Source organism: Arthrobacter globiformis, from assembly GCF_003261175.1.
Lineage (GTDB): Bacteria > Actinomycetota > Actinomycetes > Actinomycetales > Micrococcaceae > Arthrobacter > Arthrobacter globiformis_A.
Genome location: NZ_QLNP01000103.1, coordinates 13,866 through 37,395 on the forward strand (window position 1 = coordinate 13,866; position 23,530 = coordinate 37,395).

Genomic DNA, 23,530 nt, shown 5'->3' on the forward strand with positions numbered 1-23,530 from the left:
GTGCCGGCGGGGCTGACCCGTTCCCGGGAAGTTCCCGGGCAATTCTCTGGAATCAGGCGGAAATCCGGCGCAAACTTCTGTCATGGAACAGAACCCGACACTCCAGCATGAGACAACCCTGGAACGTGCCCTCGACATCGCCAAGGCCAACCAGAAAGAAGCCCAAAGGCTTCTCGACGAGGCCCGCGCGTCACATGCGGCAGGGGAAATTGGCGAGGACAGGGTGGCCCAGCTTGAGCGGCTCCTGGATCTGGCCAACACCGATCTCCATCGGGTCATGCGCGAGCAGTAGGCGACCCGCCCTCCACAGGGCACCTGTCCTCCACACTGTGGATACCCGCACAGTGACGGGTGGTTCCGCTTAGGCTTCTCGATGTGTACCCACAACCTGCCGCCAAAACCCGGCGCCCCCGGAGGCCCCTGTGAGCGTAAGCTGGGCCGGTTACCGGCGTGCGCGGCGCCGCTCCCGGCAGGCCTGGGTGGTGCTCGGTGCCCTGGCGGTATCGGTGGTCGGCGCCACCGTGTGGTTTTTCACGGCAGGCCAGTTCATCGCCGCCGAGCCTGCCGTGTCCGGACCCAGCGAGGCGCCGGTGTTCGATGCCGCCTGGATGAAGCCCGTGACGCCCCCGCACCAGGTGCCGCCGGGCAACGCCGCCGCTGTACTGGAAAACCTGGCAGTGAAGGGCAGGGCATCCGCCAGCGACTATGACCGGTCAGCCTTCGGCCAGGCCTGGCAGGACGCAGACCACAACGGTTGCGACACGCGGAACGACATCCTGCGCCGGGACCTTCACGACGTTGAGTTCACCAAGGGGTCAAAGTGCAAGGTTGCCGCCGGAACCATGCATGAGCCGTACGTGGGGCTGGTGGTCAGGTTCGTCCGCGGCGCAGACTCCAGCAAGGCCGTGCAGATCGACCACGTCGTCGCGCTCGGCGACGCTTGGCAGAAGGGGGCCCAGCAGCTGACGCTGCAGCAGCGGCAGAACCTTGCCAACGATCCGGTCAACCTCATTGCCGCGGACGGTGACGCCAACCAGGAGAAAAGTGCCTCCGACGCCGCCACCTGGCTGCCGAAGAACAAGACCCTCCGGTGCCACTACGTGGCGCGGCAGATCTCGGTGAAGGCGGCGTATGGACTCTGGGTCACCCAGCCGGAGAAGGACGCCATGGCCCGCGTGCTGGATTCATGCCCGCAGCAGCAGACCGTCGTGCCGCAGTAGGGCCGCAAAGGCAGCAAGCAGGGGCGGTGTCAGTGGCCGAACGGGTCCGGGTCAACGCCCGGCATCCAGGTCAGGCCGGGTACGCCCCAGCCGCTCTTCTTGGCTTGCTTCATCGCCTTGCGGGCATACCTGTCGATGAGTCGGTTGACGTACAGCTTCCCGTCAAGGTGGTCGTATTCGTGCTGGATGATGCGGGCAAACCAGCCGGTGGCCTCGAAATCCACCGGATTGCCGAGCCCATCAAAGCCCTGGACGCGCACCCACTCGGCGCGCTTGAGCGGAAACTGCTCGCCGGGGAAGGACAGGCAGCCCTCCACTTCCTCGTCCGGATCCGGCAGCGCCCCGGACACCTTGGAAAGGGTCAGCACAGGATTGACCACGACGCCGGCCGGGGGAGCGCCGTCCTCGTTCTCGTACTTGTACACGAAGATGCGCTTGCCCACGCCGACCTGCGGCGCGGCCAGACCGACACCGTTCGCCTTGTCGTTGGTTTCGAACATATCGGCAATCAGCTGGCGCAGCCCGTCGTCGAACTCGTCCACTTCAGCAGCCCGGCGGTGCAGCACCGGCTCACCCCAGATGGTGATGGGCAGAACGGTCATGTGAGGGATCCTTCGACGCTTTGCCGGGGGTGGACCCGGCAGTGGTGAAAACGAGCAGCAGTGGTGAAAACAAACAAAGGCCGCACCGGTAAACCGGTACGGCCTTTGTTGCTGGCCGGCAAGAAACTGCCGTCCTCGGTGAGGGTGAGCGACGGGGGTTGAACCCGCGACCTCCTGGACCACAACCAGGCGCTCTGCCAACTGAGCTACGCCCACCATGTGCCCTGCAGACTGTCCGGTTTCCCGGCCGTCCGAATTGGCAACGACAAATAGCTTACCTGCTGTTTGGGGATGCTTTTGCCACTTTTGGCTGTTTCGGCAAAATTTTCCCCAAACGTGGCGCAGATTACTTTCCGGACTGCTGAGCTGCGGGCGGCAGAACGCCTTCCGTGGTTTGCTGGTCGACGGCGGAGGGCGACGCAGAGATGCGCTTGGAGATCTTCTGGGCAGTGGCACTGTCCGGTCCCGGTGCGGGCACGAAGACGGCTTCCCGGTAGTACCGGAGTTCATCAATGGAATCCTTGATGTCCCCGAGGGCGCGGTGGCCGCCGAGCTTCGCCGGCGCCTGGAAGTAGGCGCGCGCGTACCAGCGCCGGGCCAGTTCCTTGATGGTGCTGACGTCGATGATCCGGTAGTGCAGGTGCTCCACCACCGAGGGCATGTCCCTGGCAAGGAAGACCCGGTCCGTTCCCACCGAGTTGCCGGCAAGGGGCGCCTTGCGGGGGTCCGGCACCCACTTGCGGATGTAGTCCAGCACCAGGGCCTCCGCCTCGGCCATGGTTTTGCCGGCCGGAAGCTCGTTCAGCAGGCCTGACCGGGTGTGCATGTCCCGGACGAAGTCGTTCATCTGGGCGAGGGCGGCGTCGTCCGGTTTGATCACCACGTCCACCCCGTCTCCGAGGATGTTGAGCTCGGAGTCGGTCACCAGGGCCGCGACCTCGATCAGGGCGTCGTTGACGCTGTCGAGGCCGGTCATTTCGCAGTCGATCCAGACGATGCGTTCGTTAGTAATAGGCACCCGTTCAGCCTACCGTTTAGCCGCCCGCAAGCCTTGGAGAGGCGCTCCGATGCTAATATTTCGGGTACGTGGCAACGCCTGATTGCGGCGGCCGCGCCCCCGGCGTCGCCCGTTTTGGCTGGCCGCCCGATTTGGCCGGCCGCGCAGCTTGGCTGCAGATGGGGCAGCATGCCAAAAGAGATACGCGCAAAAGAGTTAGGCGCAGAAGAGATTGGACGATCCTGAGATGACGGCGCCTGTGCCTGCGATAGGGGAAACGGCCATCGGCACTTCCACGGAGCCGGCCCGGCCGGAAGTGGACAACCCACGCTCGCCGATCCTCTCCGGTTTCATCGGTTCCATGTTCCTGCTCATCGGGTCGCTCGGCGTCGGCTGGCTGGCTCCGGTCTCGGAGCTGCGGCGGATGCCCCTGTTCATCTGGATGCGCACGGAGGCGTTCGGCGTCGGGCTGTCCATCGTGCTGCTTGCGGTGGGCGGCATGCTGCTGGTCCGGGCGTGGCTCAGGCTTGGCCAGCACGTTCATGTGTGGGGCCGGGAAGCCCGGAAGGCCACCCTGCAGGCCGTCGTCGCGTGGGGTCTTCCCATGATGTTCACCGTCCCGCTGTTCAGCCGTGATGTGTACGCCTACATCGGCCAGGGCCGGCTGATGGTGGAGGGCTTCAACCCGTACGAGAACGGCATCTCGGCGCTGTCCAACTACTTCCAGCTGGGCGCGGACAAGATGTGGACCGAGGCCCCGGTTCCCTACGGCCAGGTGTTTTTGTGGATCGAACAGTTCGTGGTCTGGTCCACCAACGTTCACCCGGAAGCCAGCATCATGCTGTTCCGCCTCGCCGCGCTGGCGGGTGTGGTGCTGTGCATCATCTACGTGCCTAAGCTTGCCGAGCTGCACGGCGTCAATCCGCACCGTGCCCTCTGGCTGACGGCGGCAAACCCGCTCTTCCTGACCAACTTCATCGCCAGCGTCCACAATGATGCGCTGATGATCGGGCTGGCCCTCGCGGGCCTCTACTACTGCGCCACGCGGCGCGTCATCCTGGGCCTCGTCCTCGTCACGGCCTCCATCGCCGTGAAGCCGATCACCGTGGTGTTCCTTCCGTTTATCGGGTTGCTCTGGGCGGGCAAAAGGGCCAGCTGGCCCAGGAAGTTCGTGTTCTGGGGCCTGACCGCCGGAATCAGCCTCGCCCTGCTCTACGCCATGAGCCTGGTCAACGGCTTCGGGTTCGGCTGGATTAACGGGCTCTCGGCGCCCGGCAGCGTCTGGATCTGGTACGCCCCCGTGGGGCTGCTTGGCCTGGTGGTCGCCTCCATTTTTAACGCGTTCAGCCTGGACGGCTGGGGGCTGGCGAAATGGGTTTACGACGCCGGCAAGCTGCTTGCCGTGGGCATCGTCGCCTGGCAGATTTTCCGGGGCGAACACGACCGCCTCATGCGCCGCCTGACCCTCGCCTTCGCGGCCGTTGTGGTGCTCGCCCCCATGATCCAGTCCTGGTATGTGGTGTGGCTGATCCCGCTGTTTGCCGTCACGGGGATCCGCGACGACTGGCAGGTCAAGGCCCTGTACTTCATCGTGTCCTTCTTCATGGTCTATGCCATCTCCGACCAGCTGGAAGTCTTCCCCTACCTGCAGACCGGCGACCTGGGCCTTGCCCTGGCGCTGGCCCGCAACGCAGCCGCCATCATTGCCCTGCTGTTTGCCCTGTACCTGATCTTCCTGGACCGCAGCACCAAGCTGCTTTTCAGCAAGGCGGAGCAGCCGGTCACGACGCGCCCCGTCATCTGACCTGAAGGTTTTTCAGGGCTTCCCTGCGCGAGAGCGGACTGAGTGACGTGCCGTTCCGCGTCACGAAATCCCGGACCCATTCGGGATCGGTTTTGGCGTACTCACGCAATGCCCACCCGATGGCCTTGCGGATGAAGAACTCCCTGTCCGCCATGTTGGCCTCGATGACGGCAGAGAGCAGCGCGGTGTCCGTCTGGAATTTTGCCCCCAGCTGGGCCGTGATGGACGCCCGGCGAATCCAGAAGTCGCGATCGGCGCTCCACTGGAGCAGTACGTGGGTGAGTTCGTCCCGGTGCGCCCGGAGCAGTGTGCCGATCCGGTGGGCCACGCCGTCGACATAGTCCCAGGACGAGCCGGTCCGGATGATCTCCTCATACACCGGAAGCATCCGCGGGTCTCCGGCGACGGCCCGCAGCCCGGTCAGGTCGATCGCCGCGTAGCGTTCCTCGCGGTAACAGGCTTCACGCCACAGGACAAGCACCGTTGACCGCAGGTCCTCGGCGGTCTCAAACGGATGGGCAGCGGCCGCGGCCTTGGCTGCCTTGCGCACCTCCGGCACACGGACGCCGAGGGACGGCGTTGCGGACTTCATGTAGGCCTGCGCTGCGGCGCCGCGGACGGGGTCTGCCGCCGCCCGCAGTTCGGCCCGGATCAGCGCCAGCACCGCATCATTCGCCATGCTGCCAACATAGCCGGTCCAAGGAGGCCAAGGCAGCGGTTGCCGCCGCCTCTACGGTCCTTGTGCTCCTGTCATCCGGCCCGCAGCCGCACCACCCTGCGCCCGGGAACTGCGTCACTGACCACCTCAAACCCGGCGGCCAGGAACAGCGCCAGCGTGCCCTGGTAGAGATCCGACGGACCGGCCTTTGGCCGTTCCCGTGGATCCACCGGATACCCTTCGACGACGGCGGCCCCGTTGGCGCGCGCGTGGCCGACGGCGGCAGCCAGCAGGGCCGTTGCCACGCCGCTGCGCCTGTGGCCGGGTGCGACGACGAAGCAGCTCACCGACCATACGCTCCCGCCGCCGTCGGCGGCGGCCGCGGGACCGGCAGCCTTGAACGCCTGGGAACGGAGAATTCGCGGGTAGCACCCCCGCGGCTCCACGGCGCACCAGCCGACTGCCGAGCCGTCGCGGTAGGCCAGGACCCCCGGCGCCGGCCCGACGCCGTCGAACTTGTCTTTCAGCTGTGCTTTGCGGTCAGCAGGCGGCGTGGCAGCAAAGCTGGCTCCCGGCAGGGCAAAGAACCGGCACCAGCAGCGTGACGGTTCGCCGCGGACGCCAAATAGTTCCTCGACGGCGGGCCACTCGGCGGCCGCGGTGGTGATGCCGCCTGCTGTCTCCTGTGAATGGTCTGTCATGGCCGCCTTCCGTTGCCGCCAGCAATGTTCTGCTGCAGGACTGTGGCTGTTGCCGGACCTGCCTTGCTGCCGGGACTAGGAAGAAGCGGGTTCGCCGGCCCGCTCGGTGCTCCGGCGCAGCGTCACCTCGCCCTTGACGCCCACGGTGCCGGCCGCCGCGTGGCCCGACCCGGCGGGAACTGCCAGCCTCCCGATCTCCTCCAGGGGCAGGCGTACGGTGGAGAGGGCGGGCCGGAAGTCGCGCAGGGTTTCGATGTCGTCAAAGCCGGCGATGGCGGCGTCACGGGGGACGCGCAGCCCCTTGGAGCGCAGCGCGGCAGTGGCGCCGATCGCCATGACGTCGTTGACGGCGAAGATACAGAGCCGTGGCGGTGCGGCGGCTTCAGTACCGCCCTCGCCGTTGCCGCCGTGCGCCCCGATGCGTGCGGCGAGCTCCAAGCCCGCCTCGTAACCACCCGTGCGGTCAAATCCCGTGTGCAGGACATCTGCCGGCGAAAACCCGGCGTCCGCCAGGCCCCGCTGGAAGCCGCGCACCCGGTCGTCGGAGGTCAGGAGGCCCTCCGGACCGGCTATGATCACGAACTCCCCGGCATGTGAGGCGGCCAGTTCCCGGGCGAGTTCGGCGGCGAGCTCCTCGTTGGGAACCTCAACCACGTGATAGCCCTCGTCGGATTCGGCGCCCACTACGGCGTGTCCCACAACGCCCACCTGGCCACCGTTGCGGCAGTAGCGGTCAAGCTCGGCCGCCAGTTCGGCGTTGCCCAGCTGGTCGGCGGTCCGTGCAGACCGCGATCCCGCGATCACTATCGAGTCCGCCCGGCGCGCCGCAAACGCAGCCACGGCCGCGCGCTCGTCCGCGGGGCTGCCCGCCGTGGTGGCCAGCAGCACCATCTTGTTTTGGTGCCGGGCCGCGGTCTGGACGCCGCGGGCGATGGCTGAGAAGTAGGGGTCCGCGATGTCGTGCACGATGAGTCCGATCAGGCCGGAGCTCGACTTGGCGAGGCCCTGTGCCTGGGCGTTGGGGATGTAGCCGAGGGAGTCCGCAGCCTTCCGGACCCGCTCAGCGATATCAGGGCCGGGGGTCCTGGCGGAACCGTTCAGGACACGGCTGGCGGTGGCAGGGGAGACCCCCGCCAGGCGGGCTACTTCGGTCAGGGTGCTTGCTGCCACAGACGAAACTCCTCTTCAACGGGCCCCGGCATCGGGAAATTCGGCTGATGCCCACATTATCGCAGTTACGGGAACTCGCGGAAAGCGCTTGCCATATTGACTGTGTGGCTGCACTATAGGAGCAGTGGGAATGCGCTTTCCCGCTTTGCTAACCATCTCGAATGAATGAGGACTCATGGGCTTCGAAACAAAGACGATCCGTATCGCCATGAACGGCATTACCGGCCGGATGGGCTACCGCCAGCATCTGCTGCGCTCCATCCTCCCCATCCGCGACGCAGGCGGCTTCACCCTGGAGGACGGCACCAAAGTCCAGGTCGAGCCGATCCTCGTCGGCCGCAACGAGGCCAAGATCCGTGAACTGGCAGAGCTCCACAAAATTTCGGAGTGGACCACCGACCTCGACGGCGTGATCAACGATCCCACTGTCGATGTCGTCTTCGACGCCTCCATGACCAGCCTGCGGGCCGCAACCCTGGAGAAGGCCATGCAGGCCGGCAAGCACATCTTCACCGAGAAGCCGACGGCGGAAACGCTCGAGGAAGCCATCGAGCTGGCGCGCATCGGCAAGGAAGCCGGGGTCACCGCCGGCGTCGTGCACGACAAGCTTTACCTGCCCGGCCTGGTTAAGCTCCGCCGCCTCGTGGACGAAGGGTTCTTCGGCCGGATCCTGTCCATCCGCGGCGAATTCGGCTACTGGGTCTTCGAAGGCGACGTGCAGGCGGCCCAGCGCCCGTCCTGGAACTACCGCAAGGAGGACGGCGGCGGAATGACCACGGACATGTTCTGCCACTGGAACTACGTCCTCGAAGGCATCATCGGCAAGGTCACGAGTGTCAACGCCAAGACCGCCACCCACATCCCGACGCGGTGGGATGAGGCCGGTAAGGAATACAGGGCAACGGCAGACGACGCCTCCTACGGCATCTTCGAGCTGCAAACCCCCGGCGGGGACGACGTCATCGGCCAGATCAACTCCTCCTGGGCTGTCCGGGTTTACCGTGACGAGCTGGTCGAGTTCCAGGTGGACGGCACGCACGGATCTGCCGTCGCCGGCCTGAACAAGTGCGTAGCGCAGCAGCGGGCCCACACACCGAAGCCGGTCTGGAACCCCGACCTTCCAGTCACCGAATCCTTCCGCAGCCAGTGGCAGGAAGTCCCCGCCAACGCCGAACTGGACAACGGCTTCAAGCTGCAGTGGGAAGAGTTCCTGCGCGACGTCGTCGCCGGCCGCGAGCACCGCTTCGGGCTGCTTTCCGCCGCACGCGGCGTGCAGCTCGCCGAACTTGGCCTGCAGTCCAGCGACGAACGCCGCACCCTCGACATCCCGGAGATCACGCTCTGATGACTTCACTCATCTTTCCCACATCCGAAGGCGGGACCCGGGAGTACCGCCTCCGCTCCGCCACCACCTGGGCCAAGCCGACGGCGCCGCTGACGTCGCGCCGGGCCTACGCGGCGGCACACGTCATCCCCGAGGTTGCCGCAGACAACACCCCGGGCGCCCCGGCCCGTCTCGATTGGGACGCCACCCTGGCCTACCGGCACGAGCTGTGGTCCTACGGGCTCGGGGTTGCCGACGCGATGGACACCGCCCAGCGCGGCATGGGTCTGGACTGGCCCGCCACGCAGCAGCTGATCAAGCGCACAGGGGCGGAAGCGGCCTCCGTGGTCTCCGCCGGCGGCACGGCCACGGCGGGCATGACCGTTCGCGACCTTGTGTCCTGCGGCGCGGGCACTGACCAGCTGGACCTCGCCACGCTGCCGTCCGGCGCGGCCGGGCTGCAGGCTGTCCTGGCCGCCTACCGCGAGCAGGTCGCCGTCGTGAGCGAGGCCGGACCCAAGGTGATCCTCATGGCCTCCAGGGCGCTGGCCCAGGTGGCGTCCGGTCCCGAGGACTACCTGAGGGTCTACTCCACGCTGCTCCAGGAAGCCGAGCAGCCCGTCATCCTGCACTGGCTCGGCACCATGTTCGATCCCGCGCTGGCCGGCTATTGGGGCTCGGACAGTGTTGACGAGGCCACCGAGACGTTCCTTTCCCTCATCCGCGAGAACGCGGACAGGGTGGACGGCGTCAAGGTCTCGCTCCTGGACGCCTCGCATGAGATCGCGCTGCGGGCGGCGCTCCCCGAGGGCGTCCGCCTCTACACCGGTGACGACTTCAACTACCCCGAGCTGATCGACGGCGACGGAACCCTCCACTCGGATGCACTGCTGGGAATCTTTGCGGCAATCTATCCCGCTGCGTCCGCGGCGCTGCAAAGCTACGACGCCGGAGATGCCGCCAAAGCGCGTGCCATCCTGGACTCCACCCGCGAACTGGGCAAGCACATCTTCAGTGCCCCCACGTTTTACTACAAGACCGGAATCGCCTTCCTGTCCTGGCTCAACGGCAAGCAGCCCGGATTCCAGATGGTCGGCGGCCTGCACTCCGGCCGTTCCGTGGTGCACCTGGCGAAGACCTTCGAACTGGCCGACGAAGCCGGGCTGCTGAAGGACCCCGCGCTCGCAGCCTTCCGGATGTCCGATTTCCTTCGAATCAACGGAGTGGGAGTATGACCTTCAATTCAGAACCGTCCCCCTTTTCACGGCTTTCCCTCAACAGCGCCACCACCAAGAAGTGGACGCTCGCCGAGGCTGTCGACGGCTGCGCCCGTGCAGGCATCCCCGCCATCGGGCCCTGGCGGGACATCGTCGCCGAGGCCGGGCTGGACAAGGCGGCGAAGCTGATCAAGGACGCCGGGCTCCGGGTTTCCTCGCTGTGCCGCGGCGGGTTCCTCACCGCTCCGGACGCCGGCGGGCAGGCGGCAGCGCTTGCGGACAACAGGGCCGCGATCCTGGAGGCCGTTGCTCTCGATACGCAAGAACTGTTCCTCGTGGTCGGGGGGCTGGCGCCGGGGGAGAAGGACGTCGTGGCTGCCCGCCAGCGTGTGGCTGACCGGCTCGAGGACCTCGTCCCATTCGCCGTCGAACACGGCGTCCGGCTGGTGCTGGAACCCCTGCACCCGATGTACGCCGCCGACCGTGCGCTCATCTCCACGCTGGGGCAGGCGCTGGACCTGGCGGCGCCGTACGACGCCCGGGCGGTGGGTGTCGCCGTCGACACCTTCCATGTCTGGTGGGATCCGGACCTGAAAGCGCAGATCGAGCGCGCCGGCCGGGAGAACCGGATCGCCTCTTACCAGGTGTGTGACTTCAACCTTCCGATCGCCGCGGACGCGCTGCTTTCCCGCGGCATGATGGGCGACGGCGTGATTGACTTCGCGACGATCGGCACCTGGGTCCGGGACGCTGGGTATACAGGCGACATCGAAGTGGAGATATTCAACCAGGAGATCTGGGACGCCGACGGCGACGACGTCCTGGGGAGGATGAAGGAGCGCTACGCGGAACTGGTGCAGCCCTATGCCTGAACCTGCCCTTACTTCGGTGGCTGTCCGCGGGTAGGGTGGCGCCAGGAGGCGAAGCAATGGACAAACAAGCCAGGGACGCCGAGGCGAGCGCTGTTGTCGCTGCGCGGCCGGAGCGGGTGTGGAAGGCGCTGACGGATCCGGCCGACGTCAAGGAATACTTTCTCGGCACGAACGTCACATCCACCTGGCGGGAAGGGGAGTCTGTGACGTTCGAGGGGGAGTGGCAGGGCAAGTCCTACCAGGACAAGGGGACCGTGCTGGAAGTCCGCCCCAACGAACTCCTGCGCATCACCCACTACAGCCCCTTGTCGGGCCTGGCCGACGAGCCGGACAGCTACCACACCGTGGAATACGGCCTGGAGCCCGTGGCGGAGGGCACCCGGGTGAGCATCGCCCAGGGCAACAACAAGAGTGCTGACGAAGCCGCGGAGTCGGAGAAACTTTGGGGCATGGTGCTTGGCAACCTCAAGGAGTACCTGGAGGGCTGACCGCGCCGCTGTTGGCTTGCGGCCTACCGGTTCCGGCCAGCCTGTACCCTGCGACGGTGGGCAGCAGCGCGCAGCTGGATGATCCGGGCTGCGCCCGCCATGGCCACGAGGACACCCCCGCCTACTGCCGCGATGAAGAGGGACATCCCGAGCGACACCGCGCCTTCAAGGCCGAAGAACTTCACCTGGACAAGCTCCTGGTTCTGCAGGATGAAGATGATCAGCAGCACCAGTACCACCAGCGCCGAGGCCACCGCCGCCCAGATCATGCCCGCGCGCGTCACACGCCGTTCCGGCTCCGCCAGGCCGGGCCGCGGTGACGCGGCTCCGTCGTAACCCGGGATCGCGGCCGCGCCGGGATGGCGGGCCGCCGCGCCGGTATCCGCCGCCGCTGCGGTGGGTGTCCGGTCAAGGTGCTCTCCTGCACTTGGCCGACCTGCCGCCGGGTTCGCTGACCTGGGCGTTTCCGGATCGGCCGGGTTTCCGCCCGACTGGCTTTGCTGCATGCGGATGTTCCTTCCCTGACGGTTGGTCCGGGCTGACCGGCCTGTGCAAATCGCCGGCGCCCAGTCCGATCATAGGCACACCCGGGGCATATTAGTAAGCATGCTTGCAATCTGCCCACGCGGGCGATGCAACCGCGCACTCTAATGAGCCCCCGACAAGCGCTACGGGGTGTTCTACACTCGGAAGGAGACATGCGGGGCGTTCTTGTCCGAGGTAGTACACGGCCGCCCCGAAGGGAGGAGTACCCCCGATGCGCGGCAACCGTGTTATCGCTGGAACGTCCGCTTTGCTCTTGGCCGTCACTGGCCTTTGGGCTGCGTCCCTCGCTATCGGCGGTGGGGAGGTGCCGCAATCAACGGCGACTCTCAGTCCGGGTTCGCTACCGTCCCCCAACAAGCCCAGGGTCCCGGCGCCTGATGTTCGGATCGCTGCTGTCGGTGACATGAATGGCGTCAGGAACATTGAGCCGACTAGCCCCTCCGGCCGGAACGGTGCTGCGATCACGCGGCTCGCGCAGAAGAATCAGATTGACGCGTTCATGGGGCTCGGGGACTTCCAGTACGACACCCCGCGCTGCGCTGACTACGTGAAGTACTGGACGCCGCTGTGGGGTGGCACCAAACCAAAGCTGTACTGGGTGTCCGCCCCCAACCATGACTGGCAACCAGGGCGGAACGAAGACCTCGACAACTTTATGAATGGCCAGTGCCCGGGTGCCCCGGCGAAGGCTGCGATCAACCGGCAGCGCGGGTTCATCGGGAACGGGGATCCGTACTCGAAGGACTTCGGAAACTGGCACTTCGCGTTCCTGTCGTCCGCGCAGTGGCGCTACGACCCCGCGAAGGCTCACGCGTTGACGGCATGGCTGGACGGCGACCTCGCTGCTGCCAGGGCGGCGGGCAAGTACCTGGCAGTTGTCTACCACGAACCGTACTTCACATCGAACACCGGCGAACATAAGCGGGCCCTTGACCACAAGCCGTGGATCGACGTCATGTACAGGCACCGGGTCCGCCTGACCCTGTCAGGCTCACAACACAACTACGAACGCACATGTCCGGTGAACAACAAGGACCAGTGCGTCAGCGACGGGATGACAGCGTTCCAAGTATCCACGGGAGGCATCGGCCTCCGCCCCTTCACCAGCAGTCCGCCGTACATCGCAAAGCGGTTCAGCAACACCCACGGGTTCCTCCGGATGACACTCCGCGACAACGGGTCTTTCAGCTGGAACTTCGTTCCAACGTCGGGGCCGGGCAAGGACGCGGGTACGCGCACCCTACCGTAGTAAAGGCCACCGCCGCGCCCTCCCAGAAGCGGTCCTGACTGGCGTTTCCGCAGGTCAGGACCGCTTGTGGCTGTGCCCCAGGAGGGAATCGAACCCCCGACCGGCGGATTAGAAGGCCGCTGCTCTATCCCCTGAGCTACTGGGGCAACTGGTTTCCCGGCTTCCCGGGTGCCTGAAAAAGTCTACATTGCCTGCGGGCCCGTCGGCGGCACCGGGGAGGATCGTTTCGGTTATCCACATACAGCATTGCCTACCTCCCGCCGGTCCCGTCGGCGGTTGATGCTGGAAGTGCCTTCTAGGGCAAGACACTTCGAGACAGGACACCAAGATGAGTGACAACATTACGGTCCGGGGCTTCGTGGCCACGGAGATCCGCAGTTCCACAACTCCCGGGGGCGTTCCCACCGCCTCATTCCGCCTCGGTTCCGCTGAACGGCGGTACGACCGCGCGGCCAACGCCTGGGTGGACGGCAACATCAACTGGTTCACCGTCCAGGGATACCGGCAGCTGGCCGGGAACATGGGCTGCAGCATCAAGAAGGGGCAGCGCGTCGTCGTCGTGGGCAAGCTGAAGATGCGCAGCTGGGAGAAGGACGGCCGCATCTACCACGACGCCGAGATCGACGCGGACGCGGTGGGCCACGATCTTAAGTGGGGCACCGCCAACTTCATCCGCAATTCCGGCAACCCGCAGGCCGCTGACGGATACGGCCCCGCGAACGGCGACCGCAGCGGATCCTCCGGCGGGGTCGGGGACGGCTCCGACGAGGACCGGGAGGAAGGCGACGAGGCCGACGAAGACCCGGCTGCGGCGGGCATCTTCCTCGACGACGCCGGCGACGAGTTGCAGCTCGACCCTGAAACGGGCGAACTCACGGGAGCCGCTGCCTGAACGCCGGTGGCGTGCGGCACTGCACCCCCTGGCGGTGCCGCATGGCAGAATGGCAGCGTGATGCGAGCGACTACACTTCAGCGGAACAAAGCACTCCGCGGCAATGCCACTGATGCCCGGGTAACCGCCAAGAAGGTTGCCCTCCGGCTCGCATTGGCGGTTGTTGTCGTCTCGCTGGCCGCCTGCACGGCACCGGGAGATCAGCCGACCGTGAACCAGACGGCGGAAGCACAGGCCACCGGAGAACAGGCTGCCACGCAATCGGCAGCGGCAGCATCAGCCTCGGCAAAACCGTCGGCGCCTGCGGCCGGCACGAAAGCCCCTGCGGGGGCCACGGCCGCACTGCAGCGGACCATGGCTGACGTCCTGGGAAGTGTAGTCGCGGCCAACCCCAAGCCGGCTACGGCGGACATCACCTCAGCCCTCACGGCGGCAGGCGTTCCGGCGCGGAGCCTCGAGGTCTCGGCAGGGCGCACGCCCACCGGACTCGAGGTTGATTCCATGGAAGCGGCGGCTGTCCAGGCCAAGGAATGCGTGATCGGCCAGATTCGCGATCGGAAGGTGACGGTGACCGTGCTGCCGGCGCTGTCGAACGGCAAGTGTTTCGTCGGAGCCGCCGGCTGAGCCCGGAATGTGAGATATCACCGCCAACCCACTAGATTTGGAACCATGGCGGAATTTATCTACACAATGACCAAGGCCCGAAAGGCTGTTGGCGAAAAACTTATTCTCGACGACGTCAGCATGTCGTTCTTCCCGGGCGCCAAGATCGGAGTCGTTGGCCCCAACGGTGCCGGTAAGTCCACCATCCTGAAAATTATGGCCGGCCTGGACACCCCCTCCAACGGCGAGGCGCGGCTGAGCCCCGGCTACACGGTCGGCATCCTGCTGCAGGAGCCGCCGCTGAACGAGGAAAAGACCGTCCTGGGCAACGTCCAGGAAGGCGTGGGCGAGATCTACGGCAAGATCCAGCGCTTTAATGAGATCTCCGAGGAGATGGCCAGCCCGGACGCGGATTACGACAAGCTCCTGGAAGAGATGGGCCACCTGCAGGAGGCCATCGACACCGCTGATGCCTGGGACCTGGATTCCCAGCTTGAGCAGGCTATGGACGCCCTGCGCTGCCCGCCGGCCGACGCGGACGTGACGCTGCTTTCCGGTGGTGAGCGCCGCCGCGTCGCGCTCTGCAAGCTGCTGCTGCAGAAGCCGGACCTCCTGCTGCTTGACGAGCCCACTAACCACCTTGACGCCGAGAGCGTGCTGTGGCTGGAACAGCACCTCTCCAGCTACGCCGGCGCCGTCCTGGCGGTCACCCACGACCGGTACTTCCTGGACCACGTCGCGGAATGGATCGCCGAAGTGGACCGTGGCCACCTGTACCCCTACGAGGGCAACTACTCCACTTACTTGGAGAAGAAGCGGGCCCGCCTGGAAGTCCAGGGCAAGAAGGACGCCAAGCAGGCCAAGCGGCTTACCGAGGAACTTGAGTGGGTGCGCTCCAACGCCAAGGGCCGGCAGACCAAGTCCAAGGCACGTCTGGCACGCTACGAGGAAATGGCGGCCGAGGCCGACCGTACCCGGAAGCTGGACTTCGAAGAGATCCAGATCCCGCCGGGACCGCGACTTGGCGGAGTGGTGCTGGAAGCCAAGAACCTGCAGAAGGGCTTCGACGACCGCACCCTGATCGACGGCCTGTCCTTCTCCCTGCCCCGCAACGGCATCGTCGGCGTCATCGGCCCGAACGGTGTGGGCAAGTCCACGCTGTTCAAGACCATCGTGGGCCTCGAGCCCCTCGACGGCGGCGAGCTGAAGATCGGCGACTCGGTCAAGATCTCCTACGCTGACCAGAGCCGCGGCGGCATCGATCCCAACAAGACACTGTGGGAAGTTGTTTCCGACGGCCTGGACTTCATCCAGGTGGGCAACGTTGAAATGCCGTCCCGCGCCTATGTCGCAGCGTTCGGGTTCAAGGGGCCGGACCAGCAGAAGAAGGCAGGTGTGCTCTCCGGTGGTGAGCGCAACCGCCTGAACCTGGCGCTGACCCTCAAGCAGGGCGGAAACCTGCTCCTGCTCGACGAACCGACCAACGACCTCGACGTCGAAACCCTCAGCAGCCTGGAAAACGCGCTGCTGGAATTCCCGGGCTGTGCTGTCGTGGTCTCCCACGACCGCTGGTTCCTGGACCGGGTGGCCACCCACATCCTTGCCTACGAAGGTGACGAGGAGAACCCGTCGAAGTGGTACTGGTTTGAAGGCAACTTCGAATCCTACGAGGAGAACAAGGTGCAGCGCCTTGGCCCCGATGCCGCCAAGCCGCACCGCGTCACGCACCGCCGCCTGACCCGCGACTGATCGAGCAGCGGCGAATCAAGCCGCGGCTCATCAAGCGGTGAAATCAGGCGCTGGGCACGAAGAAGGCCGGCCTCAGGTTGACGAGTTCAACCGGGGCCGGCCTTTTCATGGCCGGAAGGCCGTCAGGCCTTGCGCATCTGGTGCTGCAGGATCTTGGTCTGCACGGCACCGGCCACCTTGCTCTTGATGTCCGTCGGCACGCGGACCATGCCCTCCTGCGCCACGGACGCCACGTGCAGGCCCTCCCGGTTGAAGATCTTGCCGGTCGCCAGGCCCCGCGCTCCCTGGGCGCTGGGCGATTCCTGCACGTACAGGAGCCACTCGTCAACGCGCACGGGACGGTGCCACCACATGGCGTGATCGAGGCTCGCCACGCTCATACCCGGCGTGATCCAGCTCAGCCCGTGCTTGCGAAGAATCGACTCGAGCAGCGTGTAGTCACTGGCGTAGGCCAGCGCAGCACGGTGCGTGTTGGCGTTGTCCGGCATGGGGCTGAAGGTCTTCATCCACACGGCGTTGCGCGCTTCCTTCTTCCCGGTGGCCGCCACATACAGTGCGGGATCCACATGGCGGATGTCGAAGGGCCGTTCGTACGACCAGTGCCGGGCGACGGGGTGGTCGAACTTGCCCAGCAGGTCAGCCGTGCTGGGCAGCGTCTCTGGATCCGGAATACCGGCAGGCATCTCGGACTGGTGCTCAATGCCGTCATCGCCGGCCTGGAATGAGGCGATCATGGACAGAATCGGAGTGCCGTCCTGATAGGCATGCACACGCCGGGCAGAGAACGAGCGGCCGTCCCGAAGACGCTGGACGCCGAACGTGATGGGCTTGTTCGCGTCGCCGGGCCGGAGGAAGTAGCCGTGCATGGAATGGACGGTGCGGTCCTCGTCCACGGTGCGCATACCGGCGACCAGGGACTGGGCCAGGACCTGGCCGCCGAAAACGCGCTGGTGCGGCTGGCGCTGCGACGGACCCATGAAAATATCCTCGTCGGTGCGGGCGCCTTCCAGCTCGCCGAGGTCAAGCAGTTCGAGGAGGGAGTTCGTGGGTTCGTTTGTGGGCAAGGCCTGCAATCCGGCGTCCGCTTCAGTCATGCTTTGACTCTAGACGGCGCCCCGGCACCGCTCAACCGGGCCCCAGCCGGTAGTGTTCTTAACGTGTCTGATCTCCTTACCCAGTCTTTCCGCTTCGCCGACCCCCGCGATCTTGCCGATCTGAAGACCTTCGTCACCCGCGCCAGGGCCATCGATGACGGCGCCATCCGCCTGCAGGCAGCCGGCGCGGTCCTGGCCGCCTACGTGTGCGTGCTCCGGCCGCGGATCCTGGGGGAGTCCACCCCCACGATTCTGGGCCTGCGCACCATGGGACTGGCAGAGCCGTCCGCCGTGGACGTCACGGTTCCGCTCGCTGCCGTCCTGGACCGGCTGGCCCGGGTGGGGGAGAACGACGCCGATCTTCCGGTCCCGCCGTCGACCGTCACCGAGTCATGGGCCGGCGTGGGCGCGCCGCGCGGCGGTTGGGAACTCGTGGACTCCGTGCCCGACGCCGAACTGCGGCAGGCCGCCGAGGCCGGCATCGCCGAGGTGGCCGGTATCGTTCCGGACAAACCCGGAGCCATGATCGTGAACAACGCCCGGGCCGCTGTCTGGGGACGCGGGCTCGAGCGACGGCACGGGGTACCGGCCGGAGCGGCGTTCGCCGCCCTTGCCCTGGGATTCCTGGGCGGAGACGGACCAGGCGAGGACGAACAGAAGCTCTACCGTTCCGGGCGCTGGTTCCGGCTAAGCGGCAACCGCGGACACGTGCTGGCGCGTACCGGCGCCGGCTTGCTCTAGGCGGCCGGCACCCGGCGGCGCGAAGCAGTAGCCGGAATTAGCCCTGCGCCCCGGACGGGCTGTTCACCATCGAGAGCGCGGCGCGCTCCATGTAATCCCACAGCGTTCCTTCATGCAGCGGCGGCAGGTCAAGGGAATCGACCGCCGTCCGCATGTGGTGCAGCCAGCGGTCCTTCGCCTCGGGCGTCACCCGGAACGGCATGTGGCGCATCCGCAGCCGGGGATGGCCGCGCTCCTCGCCGTAGGTGGTGGGGCCGCCCCAGTACTGCTCGAGAAACATCAGGAACCGCCGCTTGGCCGGACCCAGGTCCTCCTCCGGATACATGGGGCGCAGCAGCGGATCGGCGGCCACGCCGTCGTAAAAGACGTCAATGAGCTTCACGAAGGTCTCATGCCCGCCGACGGCGTCGTAGAAGTTGTCCGTGTAGCCCGGCTGGCTGAAGGGGTCGTTACGCATCAGCGGCTTCCGGACCCCCGGCTCGGGCGGGGTGGGAAGGGATGGAATGGTCATGGCTATTCTCCGGCCTTCTGCTGGGGTGCGTGCTCGGCTTCCGCAGCCGTCTCTTCAGGCTCCGCAGGCGGGACGTAGTTGCCCTGCGAGCGGTTGCCCACCCGGAGGATCTCACCGTTGCGGAGGTACCAGATGGCGCCGTCCTCGTCGCGGACGCGCGTGATCCGCAGCCCGATCGACTCCACGACGCCCACCACTTCGCTGGTTTCAATGATGTCGCCGATGCCGTACTGGTCCTCGATGGTGATGAAGATGCCGGCAAGGAAGTCCCTGATCAGCTGCTGGGCGCCAAAGCCGATGGCGATACCGAGGATTCCCACGCTGGTCAGCAGCGGCGCCACGTCGACGTCGAGGTTCTTCAGCATGTAGATGGTGGTGATCACGGCGATCATCACGCCGATGCCGCTCTTCAGCAGAGAGCCGATCGTGTTGGCCCGCTGCACGCGCCGCTCATGGTCCAGGGCACGGAGCGCCGGCGCCACCCAGCGGAAATGAGGCTTTTTGAACAGCGACGTGCCGCTGGCCACGCGCTTGGTGATCCGGGCGATCAGGAAACTGGCGATCAGCCACAGGAGTATGCCTGCGCCAAGGCTGATGGCCACGCCGGCCAGGTCGAGTCCGGTGGGCTCCAGTGAGGCGGAGGGCGCGGTGAACATGCTGTGCATCTGCTGGAAGGCTCCTTGCTGCTGTCCGGTGGCGGCCGGTCTCCGCGCTTTCCGGGGAGGCCGGCCGCTCTTTGGTCACCTTTAAGCCTAACGGGGTCTGCCGCTGGCTAAGGACTTCCGGCTGTGGTAACGGGAGCGTGCAGGACGGGGAAATTTACGCTACGGGCAATGAAGCACACCTGGTTGGCCTCGTGATGCATCCGGTCCGCCAGCCCGATGTGCCCCGGATCCGCAACCGTCACTTGCGGGCGCAGCGTTACGGTTTCGAACTGGCCGGTGCCGTCCCGGTTGAGCCGCATCATGCCTGTGGCGTTGTCCTCATAGGACAGGACCACCACGCCGTGCTTCACAGCAACGTGCAGGAAGGACAGCATGTGGCACTGTGCCAGCGCCGTCAGCAGCAGCTGCTCGGGGTTGTACCGGGAGCGGTCGCCGTGGAAGGTGGGATCGGCCGAGCCGTGCAGGACCGGCAGCCCGGGAATTTCGATGTCGTGGTCCCGGGAGTAGTCCCGGTAGGACGACGTGCCGCTTCCAAGGTTGCCGGTCCAGCGGACCGTCAGCGCATAGTGGTGTTCGTTGAGTGCCATTGCCTAGACATCCGCCGCGCGGGCCCGCAGAGCCCGGGCGACGCCGTCGCGGTTTTCCAGCATCATCCGGCGCAGCGCAGCGCTCTCCTCCGGCAGCGACGCAAGGAACGCGTCGGTCCGGTCCACGGTGGCCTGGCTGGTCAGCTGCGCCGGGTACAGCCCGACGACGACCTGCTGGGCCAGGGCATTGGTGCGCTCGGCAACGATTCCCGGGACGGCCTCGAAGTATTTCTCCGCGAACGGTTCCAGCAGCGCAGTGTCCAGCACCCGCGTGAAGCCCGCGACGGCCGAGGCCTGGATGGCGTTGGACAGCTCGCCCTTGACCACGATCGATTCCCAGGCTGCCAACTTGGCCTCCGGCGTGGGGATGGCAGCCTTGGCCAGGGCGGCCGCGTTCTGGCCGCTGGAGGTGTTGTCCTGCTTCAGTTCAGCGTCGATGTCCGCTTGGCCCAGCCTGCCGCCCGCCACGAGGGCGGCCACCAGCTCCCAGCGGAGGTCCTGGTCCACGGTAAGCCCGGCCAGCGTGGCCGAGCCGTCCAGCAGCCCGGCGATCCGGTCCAGCTGCTGCTCGCTGCGCGCCAGGAGCGCGAACGACTTGATGAACTGCAGCTGGGCGTCGGACCCGCCCGGCACGTCCGTGGCCAGTTCCCAGAGCCGGTCGACGGCGGCAACGGTGGTGGCCTCGCGGTGCTCCTCGGCCACGTAGAACGTGAGCGTGGTGGCAAGTTGCCGCAGCTGCACCAGGATCACCGAGGAATCGGACTCGGAGGCGATGTTGGCCAGGATCAGGTCGACGTATCCGCGGGCGGGGCTCTCCCCGTCCCGTGCAGCGTCCCAGGCCGAACCCCACACCAGCGTCCGCGGCAGGCTCTCGCGGAAATCCTTCAGGTGCGCCTTGGCGGTGGCGAGGGACTGCTCATCGAGGCGCACCTTGGCGTAGGCGAGGTCATCGTCGTTGAGCAGGATGAGGTCCGGCCGCTTGAGTCCGGCCAGTTCGGGGACCTCGGTGCGTTCGCCGTCGACGTCGAGCTCCTCACGGTGCACGCGCTCGAGCGTTCCCTCGCCGGTGAGGTCATAGAACCCAACCGCCAGGCGGTGCGGGCGGATGGTGGGCTGCTCGGCAACGGCCGACTGCAGGATGGCGAACGAGGTGATGGTGCCGTCGGCGTCCACCGCCAGCTCCGGCTTGAGCGAGTTCACGCCGGCCGTCTCCAGCCACAGGCGGCCCCACTGGTCGAGGTCGCGTCCGCTGGCCTTCTCCAGCTCGACCATCAGGTCGCCGAGCTCGGTGTTGCGCCACGAATGCTTGGCGAAGTACTCACGTACCCCGGCCATGAACTGCTCGGGCCCCACCCAGGCCACCAGTTGCCGCAGCACGGAGGCGCCCTTGGCATAGGTGATGCCGTCGAAGTTCACCTCGACGTCCTGCAGGTCGTTGATCTCCGCGAAGATCGGGTGGGTCGTGGGGAGCTGGTCCTGGCGGTAGGCCCACGACTTCTCGACCGAGGCGAACGTGGTCCACGCGCTCTGGAACTTGGTGTTCTCCACCGCGGCCAGGTGTGACATGTATTCGGCGAAGGATTCGTTGAGCCAGAGGTCGTTCCACCAGCGCATGGTCACGAGGTCGCCAAACCACATGTGGGCGAGTTCGTGCAACACGGTGATGGCGCGGCGTTCTACCTGCGCCTCCGGGACCTTGCCGCGGAAGACATAGCCTTCGAGGATGGTGACCGCGCCGGCGTTTTCCATGGCGCCGGCGTTGAACTCCGGCACAAACAGCTGGTCGTACTTCTCAAACGGGTAGGGGCAGCCGAACTGAGCCTCGAAGAACTCGAAGCCCTGGCGCGTGAGCTCAAAGATGTTGTCCGCGTCCAGGTACTGCATGAGGGACTTGCGGGCGAAGACGCCCAGCGGCACGACGCGGCCATCCGAACTGGTGACGTCGCTGCGCACCGACTGGTACGGTCCCGCGATCAGCGCGGTGACGTAGGAGGACAGGCGTGGCGTGGGCGGAAAGTCCCAGACCGAGCGGGCGGCGCCGTCGTTCCCCGGTGTTGCCGTCACCGGCTCCGGCGTCGGGGAATTGGAGACGACGTCCCAGTGCGAGGGTGCGGTGACACGGAACCGGAAGGTGGCCTTGAGGTCGGGCTGTTCAAAGACCGCGAACATGCGGCGCGAGTCCGGCACCTCGAACTGCGTGTACAGGTACACCTCGCCGTCCACCGGGTCCACGAAGCGGTGCAGGCCTTCGCCGGTGTTCATGTAGGGAGCGTCCGCCACTACCGTCAGTTCGTTGTCCGCAGCAAGGTCCGGCAGCTGGATCCGGACGCCGTCGGACACCTCGGCGGGGTCCAGTTCGCGGCCGTTCAGCGTCACGCTGTGGACGGCGTCTGTCACGGCGTCGATGAACGTCGAGGATCCCGGCGCCGCCGTGAACCTGACAGTGGTGGTGGAACCGAAGACCGTCTCACCCTTGGTCAGGTCCAGGCTGACATCGTAGGAGTCGACGGCGATCAGGGCGGCGCGCTCGCGTGCTTCGGCGCGGGTCAGGTTCATGCCTGGCAAGGTTGTGCCTCCAGAGGTTGTGGTGGCCGGGCAGGCCCGGCCCGCCGGCTGCTGCGCACGGTAGTCACTCGTGCGGTTGCATCACTGTGAAGCCATTGTTTCATTTCGGTGCCGCTTGGCAAGTTGCGTAGCGCACTTCCCTGCCCCAAGTCCAGGGCCCGTTCCCCCGCGGGGTCCTCTCCGGCCGGCCGGTGCAGGGGTAGCGTTAAGGGCATGGGAAAGATCCTCGATGCTGTGGACATCAAAGCGCTGCGGTTCGCGATCGGCTTCCCAGTGTTGCTTGCCGCCGGGTTCGCGGTCTGTGCCGTGCTGTTGCGGCCGGATCTGCCGGAACCACTGGCGGTCATGTGGAATAACGACGGCGGCACCGCCTTCGCTCCGTTCCCCGCCTTCGTGGGCGGCGGGGCCGCCCTGATCGTCATCACCGGCTGGCTGGTGCTGCTGCAGGCCGCGCCGGTGTCGCGGCCAACCGTCATGCGCCGGATCATGATGGGTGCGGGGTTGACAGTGAGCCTTTTCGTCACGACCGTGCTGGCGGCCGCCCTCGTAGGCCAGGCCGGCGTGGCTGACGCGCGCGGGTCAAGCGTGGACATGATTGTCCTGGCCTCGGGCAGCGGCGCCGCACTTTCCCTGGGGGTCATCATCGGATTCGTGTTCAAGGCGGACCAGCAGTGGACACCGGAGGATGACCGTGCCCTGCAGCAGGCCCTGGAACTTGAGCTCGACCCTGAGCTCGTCCGCGATTCCGTCCGGTTCTGGGTGCATGCGCGCAGCTCGGTCTTCGTCATGATCGCCATAGCCAGCCTGTTTCCCGCTTCCCTGATCGCGATCGCCGTGCCGTGGCTCGGAGCGCTGCTCGTGGCGGCCGCGCTCGTGGGCGCCGCGTTCCTGTTCGCCCGGGTCACCGCGGACCGAAGCGGGCTGCGCGTCTTCCTTGCAGGGATCCTGCGTGTGATCGACGTCCCCGCCGCCGCCATCTCCGCCGCCCAGCCGGCTGACGTCCGCGCCGCCGACTACGGCGGCTGGGGCTACCGCAACCACGACGGAACCGCAGCGGTTCTCGTCAGCAGCGGCCCCGCCGTCGTCGTCCGCAAGACCGACGGCCACAAACTTGCCGTAAGCGGCGGCAACGCCGACTCGGCCGCCCGTCTCGCGGAGGTCCTGACCCGCGTTGCGGCAAGGGCCCGCGGTGACGCCCGGCCGCCGGATACCCACCCGCCAGTTTAGGGCGACGCGGAAGCGTACGGCCGCGTCACCACCCGGGCGGCACCCCGC

General features: G+C 66.5%; 24 protein-coding genes and 2 tRNA genes. 13 read left to right on the forward strand and 13 right to left on the reverse strand.

Features of this window, described 5'->3' with window-relative positions:
* Positions 1-82: 82 nt before the first annotated feature.
* Positions 83-292: a TolC family protein gene (locus tag DBZ45_RS19940; protein WP_111905569.1), complete on the forward strand. Its 210-nt coding sequence runs from the start codon at positions 83-85 to the stop codon at positions 290-292.
* A 130-nt stretch (positions 293-422) separates the two neighbouring features.
* Complete coding sequence (locus DBZ45_RS19945; protein WP_111905570.1) at positions 423-1,220, forward strand: HNH endonuclease family protein; 798 nt, start codon at positions 423-425, stop codon at positions 1,218-1,220.
* A gap of 29 nt (positions 1,221-1,249) precedes the next feature.
* On the opposite strand, the gene def is transcribed toward DBZ45_RS19945, so the two are convergent.
* The 3 genes from def to orn form a co-directional block, all read right to left on the reverse strand.
* Positions 1,250-1,822: a peptide deformylase gene (gene def / locus DBZ45_RS19950; RefSeq protein ID WP_111905571.1), complete on the reverse strand. Its 573-nt coding sequence runs from the start codon at positions 1,820-1,822 to the stop codon at positions 1,250-1,252.
* A 143-nt stretch (positions 1,823-1,965) separates the two neighbouring features.
* Positions 1,966-2,038, reverse strand: a tRNA-His gene (locus DBZ45_RS19955).
* A 130-nt stretch (positions 2,039-2,168) separates the two neighbouring features.
* Positions 2,169-2,840, reverse strand: coding sequence for an oligoribonuclease (orn, locus tag DBZ45_RS19960; RefSeq protein WP_111905572.1), 672 nt, complete (start codon positions 2,838-2,840; stop codon positions 2,169-2,171).
* A gap of 226 nt (positions 2,841-3,066) precedes the next feature.
* On the opposite strand from orn, the gene mptB reads away from it, so the two are divergent.
* A complete protein-coding gene (mptB, locus tag DBZ45_RS19965) occupies positions 3,067-4,623 on the forward strand; it encodes a polyprenol phosphomannose-dependent alpha 1,6 mannosyltransferase MptB (RefSeq protein WP_190243208.1) in 1,557 nt (518 codons plus the stop codon).
* On the opposite strand, the gene DBZ45_RS19970 is transcribed toward mptB, so the two are convergent.
* The 3 genes from DBZ45_RS19970 to DBZ45_RS19980 all read right to left on the reverse strand — a co-directional run bounded on the left by DBZ45_RS19970 (position 4,616) and on the right by DBZ45_RS19980 (position 7,152).
* On the reverse strand, positions 4,616-5,302 hold the full coding sequence (locus tag DBZ45_RS19970; protein ID WP_111905574.1) for a DNA alkylation repair protein: 687 nt from the start codon (positions 5,300-5,302) through the stop codon (positions 4,616-4,618). The two genes, mptB and DBZ45_RS19970, sit on opposite strands and share 8 nt — an antisense overlap.
* 71 nt (positions 5,303-5,373) lie before the next feature.
* Positions 5,374-5,982 carry a GNAT family N-acetyltransferase gene (locus DBZ45_RS19975; RefSeq protein WP_111905575.1) on the reverse strand — a complete coding sequence of 203 codons (609 nt, stop codon included), beginning with the start codon at positions 5,980-5,982 and terminating at the stop codon, positions 5,374-5,376.
* A 75-nt stretch (positions 5,983-6,057) separates the two neighbouring features.
* Entirely contained in the window at positions 6,058-7,152 is a 1,095-nt protein-coding gene (locus DBZ45_RS19980; RefSeq protein WP_111905576.1) for a LacI family DNA-binding transcriptional regulator, read from the reverse strand.
* Between the two features lie 175 nt (positions 7,153-7,327).
* On the opposite strand from DBZ45_RS19980, the gene DBZ45_RS19985 reads away from it, so the two are divergent.
* The 4 genes from DBZ45_RS19985 to DBZ45_RS20000 are packed head-to-tail and all read left to right on the forward strand — an operon-like array spanning position 7,328 to position 11,053.
* A complete protein-coding gene (locus DBZ45_RS19985) occupies positions 7,328-8,497 on the forward strand; it encodes a Gfo/Idh/MocA family protein (RefSeq protein WP_111905577.1) in 1,170 nt (389 codons plus the stop codon).
* A complete protein-coding gene (locus DBZ45_RS19990; protein WP_111905578.1) occupies positions 8,497-9,711 on the forward strand; it encodes a dihydrodipicolinate synthase family protein in 1,215 nt (404 codons plus the stop codon). Before DBZ45_RS19985 ends, DBZ45_RS19990 begins: the two co-directional genes overlap by 1 nt.
* The gene (locus tag DBZ45_RS19995; RefSeq protein ID WP_111905579.1) at positions 9,708-10,565 is read left to right on the forward strand and encodes a sugar phosphate isomerase/epimerase family protein; all 858 of its coding nucleotides are present in this window, start codon (positions 9,708-9,710) and stop codon (positions 10,563-10,565) included. The genes DBZ45_RS19990 and DBZ45_RS19995 overlap by 4 nt, the downstream gene beginning before the upstream one ends.
* Positions 10,566-10,621: 56 nt before the next feature.
* On the forward strand, positions 10,622-11,053 hold the full coding sequence (locus DBZ45_RS20000) for an SRPBCC family protein (RefSeq protein WP_111905580.1): 432 nt from the start codon (positions 10,622-10,624) through the stop codon (positions 11,051-11,053).
* 23 nt (positions 11,054-11,076) lie between these two features.
* On the opposite strand, the gene DBZ45_RS20005 is transcribed toward DBZ45_RS20000, so the two are convergent.
* Positions 11,077-11,559 carry a LapA family protein gene (locus tag DBZ45_RS20005; protein ID WP_111905581.1) on the reverse strand — a complete coding sequence of 161 codons (483 nt, stop codon included), beginning with the start codon at positions 11,557-11,559 and terminating at the stop codon, positions 11,077-11,079.
* A 539-nt stretch (positions 11,560-12,098) separates the two neighbouring features.
* Here DBZ45_RS20005 and DBZ45_RS20010 point away from each other — a divergent pair.
* Positions 12,099-12,848 (forward strand): metallophosphoesterase family protein, encoded by a 750-nt coding sequence (locus tag DBZ45_RS20010; protein ID WP_223257184.1) that lies wholly within the window; start codon positions 12,099-12,101, stop codon positions 12,846-12,848.
* Between the two features lie 73 nt (positions 12,849-12,921).
* On the opposite strand, the gene DBZ45_RS20015 is transcribed toward DBZ45_RS20010, so the two are convergent.
* A tRNA-Arg gene (locus tag DBZ45_RS20015) sits at positions 12,922-12,994 on the reverse strand.
* A gap of 182 nt (positions 12,995-13,176) precedes the next feature.
* Between DBZ45_RS20015 and DBZ45_RS20020 the strand changes: the two genes are divergently transcribed.
* Genes DBZ45_RS20020 through ettA form a run of 3 tightly spaced genes read left to right on the forward strand, consistent with a single transcriptional unit; the run spans position 13,177 to position 16,092 of the window.
* Complete coding sequence (locus DBZ45_RS20020; protein WP_111905584.1) at positions 13,177-13,740, forward strand: single-stranded DNA-binding protein; 564 nt, start codon at positions 13,177-13,179, stop codon at positions 13,738-13,740.
* 60 nt (positions 13,741-13,800) lie between these two features.
* Positions 13,801-14,364, forward strand: a complete 564-nt coding sequence (locus DBZ45_RS23340; RefSeq protein WP_223257189.1) for a DUF6993 domain-containing protein — start codon at positions 13,801-13,803, stop codon at positions 14,362-14,364.
* Positions 14,365-14,409: 45 nt separating this feature from the next.
* Positions 14,410-16,092 carry an energy-dependent translational throttle protein EttA gene (gene ettA / locus DBZ45_RS20030; protein WP_111905585.1) on the forward strand — a complete coding sequence of 561 codons (1,683 nt, stop codon included), beginning with the start codon at positions 14,410-14,412 and terminating at the stop codon, positions 16,090-16,092.
* A gap of 122 nt (positions 16,093-16,214) precedes the next feature.
* Here the strand turns inward: ettA and DBZ45_RS20035 are convergent, their stop codons facing one another.
* The gene (locus DBZ45_RS20035; RefSeq protein ID WP_111905586.1) at positions 16,215-17,186 is read right to left on the reverse strand and encodes an acyl-CoA thioesterase; all 972 of its coding nucleotides are present in this window, start codon (positions 17,184-17,186) and stop codon (positions 16,215-16,217) included.
* A gap of 63 nt (positions 17,187-17,249) precedes the next feature.
* Here DBZ45_RS20035 and DBZ45_RS20040 point away from each other — a divergent pair, with 63 nt between their 5' ends.
* On the forward strand, positions 17,250-17,927 hold the full coding sequence (locus tag DBZ45_RS20040) for a hypothetical protein (protein WP_111905587.1): 678 nt from the start codon (positions 17,250-17,252) through the stop codon (positions 17,925-17,927).
* Between the two features lie 37 nt (positions 17,928-17,964).
* Here the strand turns inward: DBZ45_RS20040 and DBZ45_RS20045 are convergent, their stop codons facing one another.
* From DBZ45_RS20045 to pepN, 4 genes are all read right to left on the reverse strand, one after another.
* On the reverse strand, positions 17,965-18,438 hold the full coding sequence (locus DBZ45_RS20045; protein ID WP_111905588.1) for a globin: 474 nt from the start codon (positions 18,436-18,438) through the stop codon (positions 17,965-17,967).
* A 2-nt stretch (positions 18,439-18,440) separates the two neighbouring features.
* On the reverse strand, positions 18,441-19,103 hold the full coding sequence (locus DBZ45_RS20050; RefSeq protein ID WP_111905589.1) for a mechanosensitive ion channel family protein: 663 nt from the start codon (positions 19,101-19,103) through the stop codon (positions 18,441-18,443).
* Positions 19,104-19,210: 107 nt separating this feature from the next.
* Positions 19,211-19,690: an OsmC family protein gene (locus DBZ45_RS20055; RefSeq protein WP_111905590.1), complete on the reverse strand. Its 480-nt coding sequence runs from the start codon at positions 19,688-19,690 to the stop codon at positions 19,211-19,213.
* Between the two features lie 3 nt (positions 19,691-19,693).
* Positions 19,694-22,246 carry an aminopeptidase N gene (gene pepN, locus DBZ45_RS20060; RefSeq protein ID WP_111905591.1) on the reverse strand — a complete coding sequence of 851 codons (2,553 nt, stop codon included), beginning with the start codon at positions 22,244-22,246 and terminating at the stop codon, positions 19,694-19,696.
* A gap of 222 nt (positions 22,247-22,468) precedes the next feature.
* Here pepN and DBZ45_RS20065 point away from each other — a divergent pair, with 222 nt between their 5' ends.
* Positions 22,469-23,482, forward strand: a complete 1,014-nt coding sequence (locus DBZ45_RS20065) for a hypothetical protein (RefSeq protein WP_111905592.1) — start codon at positions 22,469-22,471, stop codon at positions 23,480-23,482.
* Positions 23,483-23,530: the final 48 nt, after the last annotated feature.